Annotated in this window: 19 protein-coding genes; 6 read left to right on the top strand and 13 right to left on the bottom strand. The window is 60.3% G+C overall.

The window, feature by feature from the left end:
• Positions 1-33: 33 nt before the first annotated feature.
• Both PverR02_RS27200 and PverR02_RS27205 read right to left on the bottom strand, forming a co-directional pair.
• Entirely contained in the window at positions 34-879 is an 846-nt protein-coding gene (locus tag PverR02_RS27200; RefSeq protein WP_079444733.1) for an MBL fold metallo-hydrolase, read from the bottom strand.
• 46 nt (positions 880-925) lie between these two features.
• Positions 926-2,119 (bottom strand): MFS transporter, encoded by a 1,194-nt coding sequence (locus PverR02_RS27205; RefSeq protein WP_227778736.1) that lies wholly within the window; start codon positions 2,117-2,119, stop codon positions 926-928.
• A 495-nt stretch (positions 2,120-2,614) separates the two neighbouring features.
• Between PverR02_RS27205 and PverR02_RS27210 the strand changes: the two genes are divergently transcribed.
• Positions 2,615-3,565 (top strand): LysR substrate-binding domain-containing protein, encoded by a 951-nt coding sequence (locus PverR02_RS27210; RefSeq protein ID WP_079444735.1) that lies wholly within the window; start codon positions 2,615-2,617, stop codon positions 3,563-3,565.
• Between the two features lie 146 nt (positions 3,566-3,711).
• On the opposite strand, the gene PverR02_RS27215 is transcribed toward PverR02_RS27210, so the two are convergent.
• From PverR02_RS27215 to PverR02_RS27225, 3 genes are all read right to left on the bottom strand, one after another.
• Entirely contained in the window at positions 3,712-5,076 is a 1,365-nt protein-coding gene (locus PverR02_RS27215; RefSeq protein WP_079444736.1) for a hypothetical protein, read from the bottom strand.
• 398 nt (positions 5,077-5,474) lie between these two features.
• Positions 5,475-6,131: a VOC family protein gene (locus PverR02_RS27220; protein ID WP_079444737.1), complete on the bottom strand. Its 657-nt coding sequence runs from the start codon at positions 6,129-6,131 to the stop codon at positions 5,475-5,477.
• 82 nt (positions 6,132-6,213) lie between these two features.
• Positions 6,214-7,131, bottom strand: coding sequence for a LysR family transcriptional regulator (locus PverR02_RS27225; RefSeq protein ID WP_046382019.1), 918 nt, complete (start codon positions 7,129-7,131; stop codon positions 6,214-6,216).
• Positions 7,132-7,232: 101 nt separating this feature from the next.
• Between PverR02_RS27225 and ilvD the strand changes: the two genes are divergently transcribed.
• The gene (gene ilvD / locus PverR02_RS27230) at positions 7,233-9,164 is read left to right on the top strand and encodes a dihydroxy-acid dehydratase (RefSeq protein ID WP_046382018.1); all 1,932 of its coding nucleotides are present in this window, start codon (positions 7,233-7,235) and stop codon (positions 9,162-9,164) included.
• 68 nt (positions 9,165-9,232) lie between these two features.
• Here the strand turns inward: ilvD and PverR02_RS27235 are convergent, their stop codons facing one another.
• Complete coding sequence (locus tag PverR02_RS27235; RefSeq protein ID WP_017847343.1) at positions 9,233-9,676, bottom strand: tautomerase family protein; 444 nt, start codon at positions 9,674-9,676, stop codon at positions 9,233-9,235.
• Between the two features lie 95 nt (positions 9,677-9,771).
• Between PverR02_RS27235 and PverR02_RS27240 the strand changes: the two genes are divergently transcribed.
• Complete coding sequence (locus PverR02_RS27240) at positions 9,772-10,734, top strand: GlxA family transcriptional regulator (protein ID WP_079444738.1); 963 nt, start codon at positions 9,772-9,774, stop codon at positions 10,732-10,734.
• 52 nt (positions 10,735-10,786) lie between these two features.
• Here the strand turns inward: PverR02_RS27240 and PverR02_RS27245 are convergent, their stop codons facing one another.
• Positions 10,787-11,281 (bottom strand): winged helix-turn-helix transcriptional regulator, encoded by a 495-nt coding sequence (locus PverR02_RS27245; protein WP_046382016.1) that lies wholly within the window; start codon positions 11,279-11,281, stop codon positions 10,787-10,789.
• 111 nt (positions 11,282-11,392) lie between these two features.
• On the opposite strand from PverR02_RS27245, the gene fabF reads away from it, so the two are divergent.
• Entirely contained in the window at positions 11,393-12,661 is a 1,269-nt protein-coding gene (gene fabF, locus PverR02_RS27250; RefSeq protein WP_046382015.1) for a beta-ketoacyl-ACP synthase II, read from the top strand.
• A gap of 113 nt (positions 12,662-12,774) precedes the next feature.
• Positions 12,775-13,371 (top strand): NADPH-dependent FMN reductase, encoded by a 597-nt coding sequence (locus PverR02_RS27255; protein WP_079444739.1) that lies wholly within the window; start codon positions 12,775-12,777, stop codon positions 13,369-13,371.
• Between the two features lie 67 nt (positions 13,372-13,438).
• Here PverR02_RS27255 and PverR02_RS27260 read toward each other — a convergent pair whose 3' ends face one another.
• Both PverR02_RS27260 and PverR02_RS27265 read right to left on the bottom strand, forming a co-directional pair.
• The gene (locus PverR02_RS27260; protein ID WP_079444740.1) at positions 13,439-14,473 is read right to left on the bottom strand and encodes an alpha/beta hydrolase family protein; all 1,035 of its coding nucleotides are present in this window, start codon (positions 14,471-14,473) and stop codon (positions 13,439-13,441) included.
• A gap of 129 nt (positions 14,474-14,602) precedes the next feature.
• Positions 14,603-15,466, bottom strand: coding sequence for a LysR family transcriptional regulator (locus tag PverR02_RS27265; protein WP_079444741.1), 864 nt, complete (start codon positions 15,464-15,466; stop codon positions 14,603-14,605).
• A 108-nt stretch (positions 15,467-15,574) separates the two neighbouring features.
• On the opposite strand from PverR02_RS27265, the gene PverR02_RS27270 reads away from it, so the two are divergent.
• Positions 15,575-15,967, top strand: coding sequence for a tautomerase family protein (locus PverR02_RS27270; protein ID WP_017847336.1), 393 nt, complete (start codon positions 15,575-15,577; stop codon positions 15,965-15,967).
• 181 nt (positions 15,968-16,148) lie between these two features.
• On the opposite strand, the gene lpdA is transcribed toward PverR02_RS27270, so the two are convergent.
• From lpdA to PverR02_RS27290, 4 genes are read right to left on the bottom strand one after another with little or no spacing between them, the layout of a single operon-like run.
• Positions 16,149-17,540: a dihydrolipoyl dehydrogenase gene (lpdA, locus tag PverR02_RS27275; protein WP_079444742.1), complete on the bottom strand. Its 1,392-nt coding sequence runs from the start codon at positions 17,538-17,540 to the stop codon at positions 16,149-16,151.
• Between the two features lie 10 nt (positions 17,541-17,550).
• Positions 17,551-18,765, bottom strand: a complete 1,215-nt coding sequence (locus PverR02_RS27280) for a pyruvate dehydrogenase complex dihydrolipoamide acetyltransferase (protein WP_079444743.1) — start codon at positions 18,763-18,765, stop codon at positions 17,551-17,553.
• A complete protein-coding gene (locus tag PverR02_RS27285) occupies positions 18,765-19,250 on the bottom strand; it encodes a VOC family protein (protein ID WP_046382011.1) in 486 nt (161 codons plus the stop codon). Before PverR02_RS27285 ends, PverR02_RS27280 begins: the two co-directional genes overlap by 1 nt.
• The gene (locus PverR02_RS27290; protein WP_057005097.1) at positions 19,247-21,439 is read right to left on the bottom strand and encodes an alpha-ketoacid dehydrogenase subunit alpha/beta; all 2,193 of its coding nucleotides are present in this window, start codon (positions 21,437-21,439) and stop codon (positions 19,247-19,249) included. The genes PverR02_RS27285 and PverR02_RS27290 overlap by 4 nt, the downstream gene beginning before the upstream one ends.
• Positions 21,440-21,490: the final 51 nt, after the last annotated feature.

The following is a 21,490-nucleotide window of genomic DNA, read 5'->3' on the forward strand; positions in this document are numbered from 1 at the left end:
TGGTGATGGGCAACTTCGCCTGCAACTGAACACTTAGGTTCTGCTGACCAGCTTCAATTCATAACCGCCTGCGCAACAGGTGTGGACGTGTCCAATTCCCATTACGTGCGGTCCCGTCACCAGCATGTCCTCATGCGCGAGCCGCTCCAGCAATCGAACTCTCGTGTCGAGGGCCTGGACTGGGTCCATGTCAAAACCGATGCTCCAATGCGGATAGCGCAATTGCAAGAGTGTCGAATGTATGACATCTCCCCAGATCAGCACACGCTGGCCACCGCTCTCAATCTGGATGCCACTGTGACCTGGCGTATGCCCGTGAAGTGGGATCAAGCTGACGCCAGGAATGACGTGTGCATCGGCAGGTAGTGCCTTGATACGTGGCGCATAGGCCGTCAATGCCGAGTTTGCCAATTTGAACAGGCCAGCCTGCGACATCTGAGGATGTTTTTCAGGAGCCGTCGGGTCGGTCCAGAACGCCAACTCCTCGTGCGAAAGAAAGAGCGTCGCGTTGGGATACAACGCACTACCGTCCTCTTTGATAAGACCGCCAACATGGTCCTCATGCATATGAGAAATAATAACGCCTTGAATCTGGTCAAGCGCATAGCCAGCAGACAGCAACGCCGCCGATGCTTTTCCGAAGCGAGGTCCCAGCTCGCGACCACAACCGGCATCGATCAACCAAAGCTCGTCGTTTTTCTTCAAAAGGAATGCGTTGATCGGCTCAGGAACCGGCCCCGATGCGGGGAGACCTGCACTTTTGAATAATGCAGCCCCCTCTTCCGAGGCCGCGGCTTTAATCATGTCCGTACTGCATAGAAAAATTCCGTCCAGTAACGTGACTAGTGTGAATTCGCCGATAGTGTGCTCTTCAATCATTTCTTTATTCTCCAGATTGACCAGGGTAGGTACGCCGCAAGCGTCTTTACGCTCGCGCTCCAACCTTTGAGTGGTGGGTAAATTGCACGAGCAACGCAGTTGCGGAAGCGATCAAGGCCATGGCCATCACCGCGGTCCAGCCGCCGGACTGCCAGCCGATGCTGCCTGCGGCGGAACCGATGGCGCCGAAGGCGAATTGGGAAGCCATGAAAATGGTGTTGAAGCGGCCTCGGGCGGTGCCGGCGAGTGCGAGGATTCGCGACTGGTTGTAGATAAGAGACATCTGCAAACCGGTCGTCATCAGAATGGCTCCGACGCTAAGCCCCACCAGATTCACGAACGCGATCATTACGACAAAGCTCGCCACGACAAGGCCGATACCGACGTGACCGGCGTACTGGCCAGCAAGGCGCAACCCCAGTGGGGCAAGCATCACCCCGCCGAGTGCCACCACGCCGAAGAGCCCCGCAGTCCCACTGTTCAACCCAAACCCAGGGCCTTGCAGCAGGAGCGTGAGAATTGTCCAGAACGCACTGAAGCCGAAGAAAACGAGGCTTTGCACCAGTGCGGCCTGGCGAAGTTCAGCGCCATCGCGCACGACCCCAAACAATGAAACAAGCAACTCAATGTATGAAGCGCGGGATTGCGGTTGGCTGGTTGGAAGTTTCGCCGCGAGCCCTGCAAGCATCATCAGAGAAAGCACAGCGCCCAAGAGGAACATCGCGCGCCAGCTGAAATAGGCGCCCACGAAGCCGCTGATCACCCGAGCCAGCAACACCCCAACAAGCAGCGCGCTGGTGATTGATGCGAGAACTCGTTCCCGACTGCTTGGCGGGGATAATTCAGATGCGAGCGGGATGATGTGCTGGGCAATCGTCGCGAACACCCCAATCATGATGGACGCCATTGCAAGGCTATACAGCTCGGGGGCCGCGCTCGCGCAAAGCGTCGCTACCGTGAGCCCTATGCATTGAATGAGGATGAGCCGTCGACGGTCGATCTTGTCGCCTAGTGGCACCAACAGAACCAAGCCCAACGCGTAACCAATCTGTGTCGCAATCGCGACGAGACTGACCTTGGTACCTATCCCGAAGCCGTCCGCAATCAGTCCGAGCAAAGGCTGGTTGTAATACTGGGTGCCTACTGACAAGCCGGTCGCTGCTGCAAGTAACAGTACAAGCCCCCGGCTCATGCCGGCGCCCTCAGTTTCCTGCTTGAGCTCTATAGATGGGGCGTTCATAACATGATCCTCCAGGCAGCGGGGTGCCATTACCTGAGGTAAAACTCAGGCAAGCAAAAATTCGGGGTATGTGGTTTGTTGCGCTTACAGCCTTAGCGGCGGCTGAGAGGCATGCCGAACAAAACTCGTTTGTCCGCAGGATTTATCGATACATCATCAAGGCCCAGGTCAGTTCCGGTGCGCCACTCGCGCGGCCGCCCGTCGCACTGATCAGGACGCCCTGCCGCAACGCGGCCTGCCAATGGGTCCTGGAAGACTGTGATCGGCCCTCGCTGCGACTTCCGACCAACTCGTAGCGGACAGCGCGACGCCTTGGTAATCGTCAAGAATTGCTACTTTCATCACGGCACGTTCCTATATCCGATTTGGTCCGCAAGTACGCCTAAGCCAAGGCTCCATACCAACGGCTGGGTGCGATGCGTGAGATATTGACCGATCGATACATATCTGACAAATTGCTGTTCGTGATGGCATCTATCTCTGCGAGAGATGTAAATGACAACCCTTCGGACCCTCGATCTAAATCTCCTGCATGTGTTTTCCGTGCTCATGGAGGAGAAAAGTGTCAGTAAGGCCGCTGCACGACTATTTATTGGCCAACCGGGTCTTTCGGGCGCGCTGCGACGCCTGCGAGAGACGTTGGACGATGAGTTGTTTGTACGTGTTGGACGAGGTCTGCAGCCAACGCCCAGGGCACTCGCGATTGCACCGGAGATCGCCAAGGCGTTATCTACCATCGAACACGCAGTGCGGGCGCCAGGGGTGTTCGATCCCGCCACATGGGAAGGTGAATTCCGCATTGGCATGTGTGACAACTTCGAGGTAGCACTACTTGGGGCCCTCGCGGCTCGAATCCGCGAACTCGCACCGCGCTCGCGCGTATTGGCAGTCGCTTCGACGAAGCGCGATTCGGTTCAACTTTTAGAGCAGGGCGCTTACGACGTCAGCGTTTCCGTTCACGAAAACCCACCTTCGTGGCACATGTGTGAGTTGCTATTCCAACAACGTCTTGTCTGCCTTTATGACCCCAGGCAGCTAAAACTGACATTGCCGCTGAGCATCAAAAGCTACGCGAAGGCCCAACATGTCATCGTGTCGTCGGAAGGCGACGGCGCGACAAACTTGGACAGCGTGCTCAGCGCTGCCGGGGTCAGGCGCAACATCGTCGCAGGCGTGTCGAGACACGCGTCAATTGCGCCGTTATTGCTGTCGGTACCGGCGATTGCAACTGTTCCCGAGATCACGGCTTATTGCATGGCGCCGCTTTACGGCCTTGAGGTCACCGCCGCGCCCTTCGAACTGCCTATGGAGCAAATCTCGATGCTGTATAGGCGCACTGATCAAATGGATGGCCGCTCCATTTGGTTCCGGAATATTCTTAAAGAGGTCATATCAGAGACATTAACAAGTCGCACGACGCTGGATGCAGTCGTGCGACTGTCTTGACTTGATCGCCCCCTCTGGACGTGCAAGGACGCGTATCACGATGTCTGAGCATTTTCTCCCTAAGCTCTTGCTCAAAGGTTTGTGATAGCTGCCAGCCATCCGGCGATGGTTGGAGAGTATCTAGAAAACCCGGGGCGATTCAGACCTCACCAAAACCAATACGGCAAAAACTTGGGTGTCGGCTCGTTGGCCAACTCCAAATGGTAAGTAACAGAGTTAAAGAAAAACATGTCCAGTATGAGGAAGGCGATAGCACCAAAAGAGAAAATCACAAACTCACGATGTGGATGCACGCTGAAACGTGTCACCATCCAAGGCCTAACGGCAACAAGGGCAATCAACCCCATGGACGCACCGAGATAGTTCGGCTGAAGTGGAGTCGTCGCATACAGACCATGAATAAACGCAAGCAGTAACACTCCCAGGCCAACCACTGGCAGGTTTAAGCAAAACCTCAGCAGTTTGTCTCGGATACTTGCAAAGAGAGCGCTGCGATCCACGAAGATGTAGGCAGCCAACAAGGAAATAGCGGGTGTAATTGAAAGTATGTAACGCGCCTTCTTGGAGCTTGGAATCGTGAACAGTACGATCACCACAAGGAGCCAGCCCGAGAGATACAAGAGCATGTTCGTGGCTGGATCAGGTGAGCGTTCAAAAAAGCACTTCCCCTTCTTGGCGATAACGCTCAAAGCGATAAGAGCTGTTACGCCATAGGTCAGCAAGCCGGCAGAGAAATAGAAGTAATAACGAGGCGCGTGGTCACTGCCAAACCGCCCCAGCCCTTGCATGATCAATACCTCTTGTAGAAACGCGTCTCCACCTTGTACGTAGGCAGCCCATGTCAGCACCGCAATGCCTGTGGCCAGGACCAAGCCTGCCAGCAAGCAAAACACAACCAGCATGCGCCATTGCTTGCTCAAAAAATAATAAGCGGCGACCACACTGGCGGGGCCGATCAGCCCAATGGGGCCACGAAATGCAAAGCCCAGCGCAAGGCCTGCGAGCACAAGCAGCACGCGGAAACGTTGTTTGTATACCTCTCCCGTGTAGGCCAGATAAAAACACACCACTGTAAAAAGCGCGGGGTATATATCCAGTGCCAAGGAGTTCACGCCGTCCAGAAATGACCAGGTGAACAGGGCAAATACAACACCATATGCGCCCCATTTTTTCTCATGCAATGCACCGAGCTTGTAAACAAACACCAGCATCAAGGCCGCGGCAACACAGAAGGGAAGGCCCATTGAAAGAATCGATACACGACCAAACGGCAAAGAAACCAGATAAACAAGGAGCGTATTGATCACCGTGTAATCGGGATATGGCCGCAGATCATCCGCAATTGGAAACAGCGTCACCCCATGCGCGAGCATATATTGAGCAAAATCGACAAAGCGCGTTGTGTAATTGAGCACAGCAGGCTTGTATTGCAGCACTGCAAACACGAGGAATGTCAATATAAAAATAAATGAGCATGGCTTTTTTACAGCCATTTCCTTTAGCACTTTCATGTGGACCTGCTATCCCAAAAAACTCGCAGGCTAGCATTTTGCTTTTTGCGCCATCCAGACAAAAACAGTGAAAACTTGTTAAACACATGCGACCTATTGACTCAACTAATCAACTAGCATGCGAGTTCTGAACATCAGCTGAACACACTCTAAAAACATGCAAACAGCCCAGCGCCGGTATTGACTCTCTCACCAATAAACTCTATGGATTCGCCAATTTCGAACTATCGAGCACGGACTAGCACGTACATCGGCGTCATGTTGCATCCAGGGAAGTCCCCCGCCGTCGGGTGATATTCGTCATTGCCCGTGTTGTACCCCACCGCACGGTCTATGGCAGCGCCGACCACCGTGGGCTCCAGATCATCAAGATAGAACGGGGCCTCCAGGCCAATGCATCACCAGTTCACAATCATCGGCAACCCGGGACGGAAATCGTGTGCCTGGCCGCTGGCGCCATGATCGATTTCCAGTAAGAGCAGGTGTTCATCACCCTGAACGATTTCAAACTCTTTCAACTGGTTTGCGCAGGTGGCAGCGGTCGAAAACGCGTGGTGGTCGGGCGTGATAACCCGCAACGATGTCATCTCGCGAAAGCCGTTGGGATGTTCAAACGGCTGCGCTCGCTCAGCAGGCGCCTCATCTGGCCTCTTGGCAAACGAAAGAAAAAACCACATCGGTTCGGATATCGGCGCATGCCCTACGTCGACTTTCAGCGCGGCGGGTAAGTAAACAGGTCGATATTCCCAGACCGGAAACAGTGGCTTCTCGTCGACGCTGGAGGGTCTGAAGCAAATGCCAAAGGGCGAAGCGAGCCCATCCGTACACGTGAGGCGGTCAAAGAGTTGGGTTGGCACGGTTAACGGACTTTGAGCTTCCAACTCATCGGTGAGATGCAAAAGCTCAATGAATGAGTTTCGCCAGAAGAACCTTCTATTGGCCGTGCCTTGGCCGGGGTGGACGTTTGGCGTCCCTTCAGCAAGCCCGAGGGCTTTCAAAGCATCAGCGCCTTGGCCGTCATCATTCACACAAATAAAGATGTGATCCACTTCCATCGTTAATTCCCTTTAATCCCAGGCGTTGATTGCCCAACTATGCGGCCACAGGTTAACAACCTCACTCGCCCGCTGCATCGGATCAACTCATGTCCAGTTCGAGCAATTGACTGGCCATGTTCAGGAAGTTGGCAAGCGTCGGTGTCGTATCGTCGCGGCGGTACACCAGGCCGGTTTCCAGATGTGGCGCATTTTCCTCCAAAGCGAGATAGCACACCCCCGAGCGAGCGAGATGACGCAATGACGCCGGCACCAGCGCGATGCCCATGCCTGCCGATACCAAGCTAATGATCGTCTGCATCTGAATAGCGTGCTGGGCAATATGCAGGCTACCGCCGCACGCGGCATAGTAGCCGGTGACCAGGTCATAGAACGCCGGTGCCGCACGCCTGGGAAAGACCACCAGCGGGCAAGATATCATCGCGTCCGAAGATAACCGGCCCTCCACATCGACCAGGCGCCCGTCCGCCATCCACGCTTGCGGCACAGCGGCAATCAGTGGCTCGACGACCAAAGACCGGTAGGCCAATTGATCGGGGATCGTGGCCCACGGGTTGGCAATGACAATGCCTGCGTGCCCCTTGCCCTCGAGCAGCGCAGCGATCTGAAGATCACTGGTAGCCTCCATCAACGAAAGTTCCACCGCCGGGTACAGGCTGCGGAAGCGTTGGACCAGCACGGGAAGAATGCTGTAGTCAGCGGTACTGACAAACGACAGCTCCAACCCGCCGGCATCGCCGCGAAGGATGGCTTGCGCTGTATGACCCAGCGCATCGATAGCCCCCAGCGCGGCCCGCACCTGAGGTAGCCATTGCTCGGCGAACGGGGTCAGCGCCACGCTGCGTTTGGTCCGTACAAACAGCGAGGCACCGACTTCGCGCTCCAGCGCCATGATCGACTGGCTCAACGGCGGCTGGGTCATGCACAGGCGTTGCGCTGCCAGGCTGAAATGCAAAGTCTGGGCGACAGCGACAAAATGCCTGAGCTGGCGAACATCCATTTCTTATACCTCCAGAGACTTAATAAGCATTAAATAATATATTTCACAGCCTTCCAACCGATCTTTAGCCTGAGTCCATACCGTCAGCCCAGGAGGACTCAATGCCCGCTTATCGTTCGAGAACCACTACCCATGGCCGCAACATGGCCGGTGCCCGCAGCCTATGGCGCGCCACAGGTATGACCGATGACGACTTCGGCAAACCCATCATTGCCATCGCCAACAGCTTTACGCAGTTTGTTCCAGGCCACGTACACCTCAAGGACCTCGGCCAACTGGTTGCCGGCGAAGTGATGGCGGCCGGTGGCGTGGCGAAGGAGTTCAACACCATCGCCGTCGACGACGGTATCGCCATGGGCCATGACGGCATGCTCTATTCACTGCCCTCGCGGGAACTGATCGCCGATGCCGTTGAATACATGGTCAACGCGCATTGCGCCGATGCGCTGGTATGCATCTCCAACTGCGACAAAATCACCCCCGGCATGTTGATGGCTGCCATGCGCCTAAACATTCCGACCGTGTTCGTTTCTGGCGGGGCGATGGAGGCTGGGAAGGCGGTAATCAAAGGCACGCGCCAGTCTCTGGACCTGATCGACGCGATGGTGATCGCCGCCGATGACGCCTATAGCGACGAGGAAGTCGCCGCGGTCGAACGCGCCGCCTGCCCCACCTGCGGTTCATGCTCCGGCATGTTCACCGCCAACTCAATGAACTGCCTGACGGAAGCGCTTGGTCTGGCATTGCCGGGCAATGGTACGGTGCTGGCGACTCATGTTGAGCGTGAGGGCTTGTTTCGCCAGAGCGGGCGGCTGATTGTCGAGTTAGCCAAACGTTGGTATGAACAGGACGACGCACGCGCGTTGCCGCGCAACATTGCCAACCGCGCGGCGTTTGCAAACGCCATGAGCCTGGACATCGCCATGGGCGGCTCGACCAACACGGTCCTTCACCTGTTGGCAGCTGCGCGCGAAGGCGGCGTGGCGTTCAACATGGCCGACATTGACCGGCTGTCTCGCCAAGTCCCGTGGCTGTGCAAAGTCGCGCCCGCCTGCAGCGATGTACACATCGAGAACGTGCATCGCGCCGGTGGCATCATGGCGATCCTTGGCGAGTTGGACCGCGCAGGCTTGATCGACACAAGCCTGCCGACAATCCACGCGCCCACCTTGAAAGATGCGCTGGATCGCTGGGACATCGCCCGTAGCCCAGACCAGCAAGTGCAGACATTTTTCCGCGCAGCGCCAGGCAATGCCCTCACCCAGCGAGCCTTCAGTCAGTCAGCGCGCTGGGATGACCTGGACACAGACAGGTCAACGGGCGCGATCCGATGCGCTGAACAGGCTTTCAGCAAGGACGGCGGCCTCGCGGTGCTGTTTGGCAACCTGGCGCCGGAGGGCTGTATCGTCAAAACAGCCAGCGTCGCCCCCTCCATGTTGGTGTTCGAAGGCAAAGCCGTGGTTTTCGAAAGTCAGGAGGCAGCGGTGGCTGGCATTCTTGGCGACCAGGTGGTGCCTGGCGATGTGGTGGTCATCCGCTACGAAGGCCCCAAGGGCGGCCCTGGTATGCAGGAAATGCTCTACCCCACCAGCTATCTCAAATCCAAAGCGCTGGCCAAGTCCTGCGCGCTTTTGACCGACGGGCGATTTTCGGGCGGCAGCTCGGGCCTGTCCATCGGCCATGTCTCACCGGAAGCGGCGGAAGGTGGACTGATAGGCCTGGTGGAAACAGGGGACGTGATCAAGATCGATATTCCCAACCGTTCCGTTGAACTGAGGGTCGATGAGGCAACGTTGAACCAGCGTTACCACTCGATGGATGCCAAGGAAGGGCAAGCCTGGCAGCCCGCCGCACGGGCGCGAAAAGTGTCGGCGGCACTTCAGGCCTACGCGGCACTGACATCGAACGCGGCTCGTGGTGCGGTCAGGGATGTGACGCAGGTTCAGCATCGAGCTGGCGGCAGGCGAGCATCCCCCCCTGCCCCACCGCGAATCGCAACACTACCGCCAACCGTTTTTCTCGACAGGGACTGAAACAACCGACGGTTCGACCGGGGGACGAATAAGCGTACAGGTGTACGCTTTCTGGCGGGCGCCTATCGTTAGTCAGCGAGATGTCCGTATCCGGCTGCACGGGTGAAGTCGGCCAAATGCCAGATCTCACCGTTCGCCCCCCACGTTCCGTCGACAACCTCCTCGATCTGTATCGAGCTCAGCAACCGGCGCTGATCCCCCGCCGCCAGGTTCGATTGTAGGGCGCCATGCAGTTCACTCACGTAGCGCTGGCGCATCGGTGCATCAAGGACGCCGGCGGGCACCTTGACGATGACCATGCACGGGACAACCTGGGCATGAGGAGCAACGCCTCCGCACAGCCATTGATCGGCCTGTACTTCCTCAATCAACACCCAGCACAACATACGTTGCTGAGGGGCATCGCCCATGTGTTCATTAATCATCGCCACGTCGCTCACGCTTCGAAGCAACTGGTGGCGCTGTGGCAGGTTGAAAGCGCCGGTAGGCACCTTGATCAGGATGTTTGGCATGGCGAAACCTCGCGGTTAACTGGAGGCGCCATTGGGCCAGTTATCCCTCCCCTCGATAAGTGACCGATTCGTCTTCTTTCGGGCATAATCGGACAATGTACGATTTCACTGTCCTCGTCTTTCCAGGGGCGTTCGCCTCGAGCGTCGCAGCCACCCTGGACATCCTCGGCACCGCCGCAATACTTGCGCAGCGGCGCGGCCTTGCCGTGCCGCGCTGGCGCGTGTGTGGGCCGCAGCCAGGGTTGAGTACGCTGGGCCAAGGCATGCTGCTGCAGGTTGACGCGCTGACCACAGATGTCGAGGACAACTCCTGCTGGGTCATTCCGGGCCTCGGCATCAGCGACTTCGACGTGCTGCGGCAGCGGCTTGAGGAAGACGTGGTCCTTCAGACCCTGCCAGCGCTGAAGGCACATGTGAATCAAGGCAAGGAGATTGCCGCCTCATGCTCGGCGGTCTTTCTCCTGCATGCCGCCGGGTTGCTCACGGGGCGACGGGTGACGACTTCCTGGTGGCTCGCCCCTTGGCTGTCGAGCATGGCGCCTGACTGCATTGTCGATCCCAACGTCATGGTGCTCCGCGATCCGCCGCTGACGACCGCCGGTGCAGCCTTCGCACAAACCGACTTGATGCTGCACCTGCTGCGCAGACGTCTGTCGCCGGAACTCGCCGACGCGGTGGGCAAGGCCCTGCTGCTCGATGGCCGGCAATTGCAGTCCCCCTTCATCAACCCGGCAATCATGGCCCAGGGCAATACGCTGGTCGCCAACCTCACCGCCTACATCGAAGCACGCCTGCCCCATCCGCCCAGTGTGCCGAGCCTTGCGGCATACGTCGGCATGTCTGAGCGAACGCTGTCGCGGCACCTTCGAAAAGCAACCGGTCTTTCAACTCGCAATCTGATCCAACGCGTGCAATTGAACAGAGCCCGCGTGCTGCTGGAAACCAGCAGGCACTCCGTTGAATCTATCGCCGCGCAGGTGGGATACCAAGATGCCACGGCCCTGCGGCGACTCATGCGCCGCCTGTTGAACGCCTCGCCAAAACAACTGCGCCAGTAAGCTCTAACCGCTGGCAGCCCTTGAGTGCCGCACTCCTCCGCTGCATGGCGCCTCACTCAATCCGGTCAGCCATGCACCCAAACCGCTGACGCATGCCCGCGCTGGCCGCGGGTCCGGCCTGCACGCTGCACTGGTCCAGGGGCACAAGACGGCCATCGGCGATATCCGCCATCACCGGCAGCACCGGCCGCCCCGTCTCCCGCTCGACAATCTGCACGCTTTCCCCTTCTGGCGCGTAATGGCGATTGCCCCAGGCCACGAAGGCCATGAGCACCACGCGGAAATCTTCGCCCTTGGCCGTCGGCACGTACTGGTAGCGCAACGGGCGCTGACTGTAAGGCTGACGCTCGAGCAGGCCCGCCTCCACCAGCGAGTTCAAGCGTCTGGTGAGCATGTTCGGGGCAATATCCAGGCTGCGGGAAAACTCCTCGAAGCGTCGCAGGCCATGCAGGGCGTCGCGCATGATCAAAATGCTCCACCACTCGCCAACCCGTTCCAGGCTACGGGCGATCGGGCATTCGGCATGAATGAGGGTCTTGCGCTGCATGACAGTTCCTTACGGGGTTCAAACATTTGATGGCCCGGCATGTTACTTTCATAATGATAGTGACGTCCATATGTCGTTACCCCTCCCTTAAGCACAAAGAACTGGATCATCATGAACAAACGCATCGTCGTTACAGGCATGGGCGCGCTGACCCCACTTGGCTGCGGAGTCGAGCAAATATGGCAACGCCTGCTGGCAGGGCAGTCGGGGATCCGCCGGTTGCCACCGGAGCTGATCGGCGATCTGTCGATCAGCATCGGTGGCCAGGTTCCCGACCGCATCCAAGACCCGGAGGCCGGCTTCGATCCGGATCTACTGCTGGCCCCCAAAGAACAGCGCAAGATGGACCGCTTCATTCTGTTCGCCCTGGCAGCGGCCCATGAAGCGTTGACACAGGCCGGCTGGGCGCCGCAAACCCCTGAGGCGCAGGAGCGCACCGCCACCATCATCGCTTCGGGCGTGGGCGGGTTTCCGGCGATTGCCGAAGCCGTGCGGACGACTGACAGCAAGGGGCCACGGCGCCTGTCACCCTTCACCATCCCGTCATTTCTCAGCAATATGGCCGCCGGTCATGTCTCCATCCGCCATGGTCTCAAGGGGCCACTGGGGGCTCCGGTGACCGCATGTGCGGCGGGCGTCCAGGCCATCGGCGACGCTGCACGGATGATTCGCGCGGGGGAAATCGACGTAGCGCTCTGCGGCGGGACGGAGGCGGCCATTCACCGGGTCAGCCTGGCTGGCTTCGCTGCCGCACGCGCCCTCTCGAGCGATTACAACGACACCCCGGAGCGCGCCTCGCGCCCCTTCGATCAGGCCCGCGATGGTTTCGTCATGGGTGAAGGCGCCGGCCTGTTGGTCATCGAAGAGTTGCAACATGCCTTGGCACGCGGCGCCACACCCATCGCCGAGCTGGTGGGCTATGGCACCAGCGCCGACGCGTACCACATGACCGCCGGGCCCGAAGATGGCGACGGCGCCCGCCGCGCCATGCAACAGGCATTGCGCCAAGCCGGCGTGGACGCATCCCAGGTTCAGCACCTGAATGCCCACGCCACCTCGACCCCGGTGGGCGACAAAGGCGAACTCGCGGCAATCAAAGCCCTGTTCGGCACCGACAGCGGCCTTGCGATCAGTTCGACCAAGTCCGCCACTGGCCACCTGCTGGGCGCTGCGGGGGGGATCGAGGCGATCTTCACCGTACTTGCGCTGCGCGATCAGGTAGTTCCGGCGACACTCAATCTGCAAACTCCGGATGCCGCTGCCGAAGGCCTGAACCTGATTCGCGGCCAGGCCCAGCACCTGCCCATGGAATATGCGCTGTCCAATGGCTTCGGTTTCGGCGGGGTCAACGCCAGCGTGCTGTTCCGACGCTGGATCTAAAACCGGATATTGCGTCCGGCTTCAGTGTGGTTGAGGTCTCGGCACCGAGAGGTCGAGACCTCAACATCGGGTGCCGCCAAGCTCCCCGCTGAGCGCTGGATGGCTATGCCGCAATGGTGAACGAAGCTCAGCTCGTGCGAAACTTCACCGACTCACGAATCACGAACGGTGTTGAAATGGTGCGTTTGCTTGCTGTCTCGGGAAGTCTGCGTCAGGCCTCTTCCAACTCAATTTTGCTACGCGCAGTTGAGCATCTATGCCCCGAAGGGGTACAGGTCGCACATTACGAAGGCATCGCTGAATTGCCTCACTTCAACCCGGACCTGCTCGAGGATCCCCCCGAGTCAGTCTTGGCGTTGCGCGCAATTATCGGGCAGGCGGATGGGCTGTTGGTTTCGTGCCCCGAGTATGCTCGAGGTATTCCCGGCGCATTCAAGAACATGCTCGATTGGCTGGTGAGCAGTGAAGAGTTTCCGGGCAAGCCTGTCGCGCTGTTCAACGCATCGCCCAGAGCCAGCCACGCGCAAGCGGCATTGCGGCTGGTCCTGGAAACGATGTCGGCGAGCATCATCGAGCAAGCGTCAATCACGGTTAACCTCCTGTCCAGCCAGTCGAGCGCCGAGGGCATTGCCGCCGACCCGGTGATGGGCCCGTTGATCCGTACTGCGCTCGACGCGTTTAAACGGCGTCTCGAAACTCAGGAGCCTTGAGGCTCCAACATCGCTTGTCGAGTGGTTGCCCGCACGCGTTGATTGCCAACGCTGGCCGCCAGTGCATTCACTGGCTGGCTCTGGCGTGAACCCACGCGTTTATCGTTTCAAGGGCGCCTGGGGCGTAGGCAAGACGACCTTCCATGAGGAACCTCATCGTGGTGAACCAGGACCACTCGCTGGTGAGTTGCGTGTTGTAAGCCGCCGCCTTGAGCAGCCCATGGGTTGCATCCGGTATGACTTCAATCCGGTTGGCGGGATGGTTGCCGCCGAGCGCCTTTCGGTAGAGGGCTGCGCTGGCTTCGGGATCGACATTCAGATCGTCCGCGCCCCATAGCGCAAGCAGTGGAATGTCGAGTTTTTCCAAGGCACCGGTTGCGTCTTCGTGAAGATTGCGCCGCACAAACGCCCATCGATCTGCACTCATGCCGTCCAGAAGGGCAACCGGCGGCACCTGCGCAGAGGCGAACAAACGCTCATCGTCTGCGGCGATCCGAGCCATCGTTGCGTCGATGTCGGGCTCGGACATCCCCGTGCGTTGCAACCGTGTCCGCGTGTAATAGTCACCTTGCCGTTGCCAGGATACCGCGCCGCCGACAAGCACCAGAAAGTCCGCATCCCCCGACGCCAGGCGGGGCAGTACCCAGCCGGCTTGTGAAAACCCAAGCGCACCGACAGGGATTGCTGGCAGCCTACTGCGCAGGGCAGACAACGCGCTGCGCACGTCCACGTAGCGGTCCGTCATCGACTGGCTGAGCCAATTCCCCGGCGAATCCCCAACGCCCGGTTTATCCCACGAAACAACCGCAATGCCAGCATCGAGAAGCGCGTTGATGAGTGGATCGTAACCCTGCTGCGACGTGCGATCCTGGGGGCCATCCCCGTGAACCAGAACCACTGCCGCTGTTGCTGCGTGGTCGGGCAGCCAGAGCGTGCCGGCCAGGCGCAGCCCATTTGCGTCGAATGCAAACGGTTCGCTGGCTCTGCGATCCAGACCATAAGTGTCAAGCCGCGCGAGAACAAGCAACGCGATAGTCACGATAAGACAAACGACGGCAATCAACTTTACGCGGTAACGTTTCATCCAGATTTCTTTATGCATAGTCACTCCTTTTTTTCCTTTAAAGAGTCCCGGCTGACAGGCCCGAATCTCAGTGCCAATCCCTGACGCAGTGCATGCATTTCGCAACGCCCCGTAGCGCCCTAGCGGCGCTGCTGGCTTCTCGGACGATTAACTGAACTGGCTCGCAAGCATTTCCCTGACAGCCCCGACCAAGGGCGATTCGCCAGGACGAGGGGGCAACAGGCTGAACTCAACATCCGGCAATCCCGGTAAATGGTGCGCCGACTGGCAGACCTGCGCGCCCATCGGTACTGCGGACGCATTCAGACAAGCGACGCCCAAACCTGCCAATAACGCTGATTGCAGCCCCGCGACGCCGGACGCCGAATGCGCAACCACATAAGGCACCTCGTGAGCCTCCAAGGTCTCTCTGGCGAGGCGCTGCAGGCTGCACCCCTGCGGCAGTACCAAAAGTGGCAACGGGGTGTTTTCCTCCCGCTCAGCCTCGAACCCCGCGACCGACACCCAACGCAACGCCTCCCGTCGTACCGGCAAGCCCTCGGGCAGGCTGCGCCCGTCGAGAATTCGCATGGAAAGGCCGATATCGAATTCATCCGAATCCGCCCCGCTCTCGATTTGCATGCTCTTGCGTACCGACACATGCAGGCGAAGGTGCGGATAGCGCACTCGCAGTTTCTTCAACAGGTCGGCGATCGAGCTGGGCAGAAAGTAGTCGGTGATGGCCAGCCGCAACTCGCCGACAAAGGTCACGCCACGCACGCTTTCAAGGGCACGCTCACTCAAGGCGAGCATGTCGCGTGTATGGACCAATAAGCGTTCGCCAGCCGGTGTCGGCCTGACGCCTTTTTTACCCCGCTCCAGCAACGTAACCCCGGTGAAGGCCTCGAGCTTGCGCAATTGCTCGCTTAACGCCGACTGCGACCGACACAACTTAGGCGCCGCCTGCGCGAGGCTGCCCGACTCCATCGCAACGGCGAAGGCTCGCAAAAGTTCCAGGTCAAAGGGACGCATGCTCATCCTGCCGTTTTTCCGAAGGATACGATCATATCTTCCGGCTTTTCAGCACTCAAGCCACTCCTTACTCTGAGCCAGACATTTACTTCCGACGAGGACTCCAACATGCCCGGCATCACACTCAAAATCTCTGGCCAACCTGACCTTGCGCGAGTCCAGGGGATCGTTTCCCAGCTCACCGCGCTAACCTGCGACGTGCTGGAGAAACGCCCGGAGCAGACGCTGGTGATGGTGCATTTCGTGCCTCATGAGCAATGGTTCATCAACAGTTGCTCGCTGGCCGAACTGGGTTACAACTCGTTCCGGCTGGAGGTCACCATCACCGATGAGACAAACACCAAAGCGCAGAAGGCGCGCTTTCAGCGCGAGGCGTTCGCGCTATTGGCCGAGGAAATCGGCAACCTGCATCCACACTCCAACATCCACCTCATTGATTGCAGGGCCAGTGCATATGGGTATGGCGGCGTGAGCCAGGAATATAAACATCACCATCCCTGAGCCCCAAACCCGCGACACCGGGAATGACGCGTGACCGAAGACGAGTCTTCCGATCGGTTGAGGCCGTTGAGCATCACGCGGTCTTTCCTCGCACTTCTAGGCAGCCCCGAACGCTCCCGGCGCCTGCCGAACTGACACGACTCAACCTCGTACAGTTCGGCAATCGCTCGTGGATCAGTGCTCAGCAATGGAGGGCGCGTTCATAGGCGGCCAACACGGCCTCATGCATGGCTTCGGACATCGTCGGGTGCGGCAGGATGCTTTCGATCAGTTCGGCCTCGGTGGTCTCCAGGCCTCGCGCGATGGTGTAGCCCTGGATCATTTCGGTGACCTCCTCGCCGACCATATGCGCGCCGAGCAACTCGCCGCTGTCTGCGTCGAACACCACTTTGACGAAGCCCTCCGTGGCGCCCATGGCAATCGCCTTGCCGTTGGCGGCGAAGGGGAACTTGCCGACCTTGAGGGTCTTGCCGGCACTGCGCGCCTGGGCTTCGGTGTAGCCGACACTGGCGACTTGCGGGTGGCTGTAGGTACAGGCCGGCACGCTGCGGGGGTCCAGTGGGTGGGGGTTCTGACCGGCGATCTTCTCGACACAGATCACGGCTTCATGGCTGGCCTTGTGCGCCAGCCACGGCGCCCCGGCCAGATCACCAATGGCGTAGACACCCGGCTCGCCCGTGCGGCAGAACTCATCCACCAACACGTGGGTATGCTGCACCTTGACCCCTGTGCCTTCCAACCCCAGCTCCTCGACATTGCCGACAATGCCCGCGGCCACCAGCACCACGTCAGCCTGCAGCGTCTCGTTGCTGTTGCCTTCGAGGCGCAACTGCACGGCGCCCTGCTCCACCTTGCTACCTTGCAGCGCACAGCCGGTGTACAGGCAGATACCGTCGCGAACCAGGGCCTGCGCCACATGGGCGCTGACCTCGTGGTCTTCTACCGGGAGGATCCGCTCCGCCATTTCCACCACGCTGACCTGGGCGCCCAGCGCGTGATAGAAACTGGCGAACTCGATCCCGATCGCACCGCCGCCGATGATCACCAGCCGCTTGGGTACGCTGTCCGGCACCAACGCCTGACGGTAGCTCCAGAAATGCTTGCCATCCGGCTCCATGCCCGGCAGCACTCGGGCCCGGGCCCCGGTGGCGAGAATAATATGCGGCGCATTCAGGCTCAGCTCGCCTTGCTCCCCACTGACTTTCAGGCGCTGCGGCCCATCCAGCCGCGCATGCCCATTGAACACCTGGACGCGGTGCTTTTTCATCAAACCGCTGACCCCACGGTGCAACTGGGCGGCGACATCGCGGGAGCGCTTGACGATGGCCTTCAGGTCCGGCCTGGCCGGCCCGACCTCGATACCAAAACTGCCTGCGCTGCCGATCAGGCGCAACACGTCGGCACTGCGCAACAGGGCCTTCGTCGGAATGCAGCCCCAGTTCAGGCAGACCCCACCCAGTTGCGCCTTTTCCACCAACGCCGTGCGCAGCCCCAACTGGCTGGCGCGAATGGCCGCCACGTAACCGCCGGGGCCGCCACCGACGACGATCAGATCAAATTTCATTTCGCTCATGGGTACTCTCTCAAATCAGCATGCCCAGCGGGTTTTCCATCAGGCCCTTGAACACCGCCAACCATTGCGCAGCGAGTGCGCCATCCACGGCCCGATGATCCACCGACAACGTGCAACGCAGTACCGCACCGACCTTCAGCTCACCGTTTTCAACCACCGGTTTTTGCTGCGTCGCACCCACCGCCAGAATCGCGGCGTGGGGTGGATTGATGATCGCGCTGAACTGCTCGACGCCGAACATCCCCAGGTTGCTGATGGTGAAACTGCCGCCCTGGTATTCCTCGGGGCGCAGACGTCCGTCGCGGGCGCGCCCGGCCAACTCCGCCACCTGCGCGCTGATCTGCGAAAGGGCCTTGCTGTCGGCATTGCGCACCACGGGGGTGATCAGGCCGCTCTCGGTGGACACCGCCACGCAGACATCCGCCTGGTGGTAGCGGCGCAGCGCCGTCTCGGTCCAGGTCACATTCATCGCCGGTACTTGCTGGAGGGCGACAGCCGCCGCCTTGACGATGAAGTCGTTGATCGAAATCTTCCTCGCTGCGGTCCGGTTGACCTGCTCGCGCAGGGCCAGCAGAGGTTCCATCCGGCATTCCACATCAAGATAGAAATGCGGGACCGTGGCCTTGCTCTCCACCAGGCGGCGGGCAATGGTCTTGCGCATGCTGCTGTGGGGGATTTCATCAAAGTCGACGGTCGACACGGGCGTCGGTGCGGCCACCGCAGCGGCAACGGCGACCGCCTCGACGTCGCGTTTGACGATGCGCCCGTTCGGCCCGCTGCCCTTGAGGCTCGCCAGGTCAAGCCCCTTGGCCGCTGCCAGGCGGCGGGCCAGAGGGCTGGCGAAGATCCGCCCGCTGTGCGCGTCAATCGCAGGCGCCACCTCGGCCCGAGGCTGGAGCACCGGTGCGTCATCCACCACCGGCTCATTGGCCGCCGCCAGCGCACCGGCCTTGGCCAACAGCGCGGCAATGTCGACATCGGTTTCGCCTCTGGCAAACAGCACCCCGATCGGCGCGCCCACTTCCACTTCGCGCCCCGGCTCGACCAGGATCTTGCCCAGCACCGCATCTTCCTCAGCGGCCAGTTCGACCAAGGCCTTTTCGGTCTCGATCTCGGCAATGCAATCACCCGCGCTGATGGTGTCGCCTTCCTTGAGGGTCCAGTTCTGGATCGCGGCGTGGGTGGCGTTGGCCGACACTTCCGGCATATGTAAGAGCTTGGCCATCAGGCGCTCCTGTCGCTGAACAGATCGGGACGGTAGGCGGCGATATCGGCGTACTCCACCAGTTCCAGCACGTTGCCCTCCGGGTCGCGGCAGAACAGCGCCTTCACATCGGGGCGCAGTTGGATCGGGGCAGCCTCGGCGCAGAAGCTCGCACCGGCATTTTTCAGGTCGTCCACCAGGCTGGCGATGTCTTCGACGATGAACGTCAGGTAACTCGCATTCTGCCGGTCGAGAATCAGCCCCGGTTCAGGCCGGACCGGCGCCCGCTCAGGCGCCAGCAACTTGATCCGTTCACCGTAAGGCGTCTGCAGACGCACCACGCTGTAGCCGCCTTCGCTCAGGCCCACCAACTGCGCGGCGGCGGCCGGCATTTGCACCTGTGCGACAAAGGTGAAACCCAGCACGTCCTGATAGAAACGGCTGAGGGCCGGGAGATCGACGCAGCAAATCCCCACTTCCATTGGAACCAGCATCTTCACGCTCATTGGTGTGCCCCTTTTTCACGGATGACCTGTTGCAGGCCTTCGATCACTTCCTCGGTGCGGGCACAGGCGGCGCGCTCCAGGACTTTGGAAATACTCGGTGAGCCTTCGCCACCGGTCACGCGCTGGATCGGCTGGTCGAGCCAGTCGAAGCAACGGCGCTGCAGTTCGTCGGCCAGCCAACCGCCATAGGACGTCCCTCGGGCGCCCTGCTCGACGATCAGCACATTATTGGTCTTGCGAATACTCGCCTCGACCGTGGCCCAGTCGAAGCTGGCGCGGTCGAGGAAACGCAGGTCAATGACTTCGGCATCGATGCCGGTCTGCTCCACGGCTTCCAGGGAGTGTCCGACCATGCTCAGGTACGTGAGGATGGTCAGGTCACGGCCTTCTCGGCGCACGGCGGCGGTCCCGAATGGAATCTGATAGTCCAAGTCGTCCACCGGCACTTCACCGCTGTGGCTGTACAGATCGACGTGCTCGATCACCAGTACCGGGTCCTTGCAGGCCAACGCGGTGTTCATCAGGCCGATGTAGTCGAACGGCGTGGACGCGGCAACGATGCGCCAGCCCGGGTTGGTGACGTAGATGCCGGCCGGGTCCATGGAATGCTGCGAGCCGTAGCCGGTGCCCATGGCGATCTTGGTGCGCAGCACCAGCGGCACGTCACTCTGCCCGCCGAACATGTGCCGCGCCTTGCCGATCTGGTTGAACACCTGGTCGGCGGCGACCCACATGAAGTCGGGGTACATGAACTCCACCACTGGTTTGAAACGCCCGTCCAGCGCCATGCCGCCACCCAGCCCGCAGAAGGCGTTCTCGCTGATCGGGGTACCGAGGATGCGCTGCGGAAAACGCTCTTTCAGGCCGCGCGTGGCGCCGTTGGTACCGCCCTTGAGACGGTGTACGTCCTCACCCATGACCACGATACTGTCATCGGTTTCCATACGTCGGTTCATCACGTCGGCGATGGCGTCGATGAACTTGCGTTGCTGCAGGCCGCCGCGATAGGTCGCCAGTTCACAGGTCCGGGCCGTGGCCAGTTCGCTGAGGTCGCCACGAATCCCGACATCGCGAAAGTCCGGCGAAGGCCACAACTGGGGACGGATCCGTCGCTTGCCCGGTTTGCCCGCCGGGTCGGCTTCAAGCAATTCAGCCGCCGCCTGGGCCATGGCCAGCTTGATGGTTTCACGCAGATCGGCCAGGCCGGCGTCGTCGATCAGGTCGCGCTTTTTCATCTCGCGGGCCAGGCGTTCCAGCGGATCACGGGCGCGCCAGCTCTGCTCTTCTTCCTTGCTGCGGTAACCGAATGCGCTGCCGGGGAACGGACCGTTCTGATGGAAGAACCGGTACACATCGGCCTCGATGACGGTCGGTCCGTTGCCGGCGCGCATGTGCGCCAGGGCTTGCTGCATGGCCAGGTAAACCGCCAGCGGGTCCATGCCGTCGACCTTCCAGCTCGGAATATTGAAACCCAGCCCGCGTGCCGACAGGCGCGGCTCGGCAGTGGCCTCCTCAACCGTGGTGGACACCGCGTACAGGTTGTTCTCGATGAAGAAACACAGCGGCAGTTTCCAGGCCGCCGCCAGGTTCATGGTCTCCAGCACCGAACCGATGTTCACCGCGCCGTCACCGAAATAGGTGACCGCCACGGTGTCGGTCCCGGCATGCCGGTGTGCCCAGGCGGCACCGGCCGCCAGCGGCACACCACCGCCCACAATGGCGTTGGTCCCCAGGGCGCCGGCCTCGGCCCACTGCAGGTGCATCGAACCGCCCCGGCCTTTGCAGAACCCTTGGGCCAGGCCGAGAATTTCCGCCAGGGTACGTTGCAGCAGATCCTGGATGGGTGCAGTGACCGGCGCTTTCGGGTCGATACCCTCGGGCATCAGGTAGACCAGCGCCTTGGCCAGGAACTGGTGATGACCACGGTGCGAGCCGTTGACTTCATCCGCCGCGCCCAGCGCAACGATCGAACCTACCGCGCCCCCTTCCTGACCGATGCTCGAATGCGCCGGACCATGCACCAGGCCTTCTCCGGCCAGTTCCAGCACGGTCTCCTCGAAGGCGCGGATCAGGTGCAACTGGCTGAGCATCGTGCCCAGCAACGCAGGGTCGGCCTGCTTCCAGTCGGCATCGGTGGAACTGAGCTCGACCCACGGCGAGGCCGGCGACAAGGCAACACTTTTCGGCATTTCACTTCTCCACAAAGAACTCGAATCGACGGGCCACGGCGGGCCGCCACA

Source organism: Pseudomonas veronii (genome assembly GCF_002028325.1).
GTDB classification, from domain to species: domain Bacteria; phylum Pseudomonadota; class Gammaproteobacteria; order Pseudomonadales; family Pseudomonadaceae; genus Aquipseudomonas; species Aquipseudomonas veronii.

Excerpts from the sequence above, each read along its gene's own strand:
- lpdA (WP_079444742.1), bottom strand. The coding sequence starts at position 17,540 with ATGAGCGAAATGAAATTTGATCTGATCGTCGTCGGTGGCGGCCCCGGC.
- PverR02_RS27205 (WP_227778736.1), bottom strand. The coding sequence starts at position 2,119 with ATGAACGCCCCATCTATAGAGCTCAAGCAGGAAACTGAGGGCGCCGGC.
- PverR02_RS27290 (WP_057005097.1), bottom strand. The coding sequence starts at position 21,439 with ATGCCGAAAAGTGTTGCCTTGTCGCCGGCCTCGCCGTGGGTCGAGCTC.
- PverR02_RS27265 (WP_079444741.1), bottom strand. The coding sequence starts at position 15,466 with ATGCGTCCCTTTGACCTGGAACTTTTGCGAGCCTTCGCCGTTGCGATG.
- PverR02_RS27235 (WP_017847343.1), bottom strand. The coding sequence starts at position 9,676 with ATGCCAAACATCCTGATCAAGGTGCCTACCGGCGCTTTCAACCTGCCA.
- PverR02_RS27240 (WP_079444738.1), top strand. The coding sequence starts at position 9,772 with ATGTACGATTTCACTGTCCTCGTCTTTCCAGGGGCGTTCGCCTCGAGC.
- PverR02_RS27210 (WP_079444735.1), top strand. The coding sequence starts at position 2,615 with ATGACAACCCTTCGGACCCTCGATCTAAATCTCCTGCATGTGTTTTCC.
- PverR02_RS27260 (WP_079444740.1), bottom strand. The coding sequence starts at position 14,473 with ATGCATAAAGAAATCTGGATGAAACGTTACCGCGTAAAGTTGATTGCC.
- PverR02_RS27280 (WP_079444743.1), bottom strand. The coding sequence starts at position 18,765 with ATGGCCAAGCTCTTACATATGCCGGAAGTGTCGGCCAACGCCACCCAC.
- PverR02_RS27225 (WP_046382019.1), bottom strand. The coding sequence starts at position 7,131 with ATGGATGTTCGCCAGCTCAGGCATTTTGTCGCTGTCGCCCAGACTTTG.
- PverR02_RS27215 (WP_079444736.1), bottom strand. The coding sequence starts at position 5,076 with ATGAAAGTGCTAAAGGAAATGGCTGTAAAAAAGCCATGCTCATTTATT.
- PverR02_RS27200 (WP_079444733.1), bottom strand. The coding sequence starts at position 879 with ATGATTGAAGAGCACACTATCGGCGAATTCACACTAGTCACGTTACTG.
- ilvD (WP_046382018.1), top strand. The coding sequence starts at position 7,233 with ATGCCCGCTTATCGTTCGAGAACCACTACCCATGGCCGCAACATGGCC.
- PverR02_RS27270 (WP_017847336.1), top strand. The coding sequence starts at position 15,575 with ATGCCCGGCATCACACTCAAAATCTCTGGCCAACCTGACCTTGCGCGA.
- fabF (WP_046382015.1), top strand. The coding sequence starts at position 11,393 with ATGAACAAACGCATCGTCGTTACAGGCATGGGCGCGCTGACCCCACTT.
- PverR02_RS27255 (WP_079444739.1), top strand. The coding sequence starts at position 12,775 with ATGGTGAACGAAGCTCAGCTCGTGCGAAACTTCACCGACTCACGAATC.
- PverR02_RS27285 (WP_046382011.1), bottom strand. The coding sequence starts at position 19,250 with ATGAGCGTGAAGATGCTGGTTCCAATGGAAGTGGGGATTTGCTGCGTC.
- PverR02_RS27245 (WP_046382016.1), bottom strand. The coding sequence starts at position 11,281 with ATGCAGCGCAAGACCCTCATTCATGCCGAATGCCCGATCGCCCGTAGC.
- PverR02_RS27220 (WP_079444737.1), bottom strand. The coding sequence starts at position 6,131 with ATGGAAGTGGATCACATCTTTATTTGTGTGAATGATGACGGCCAAGGC.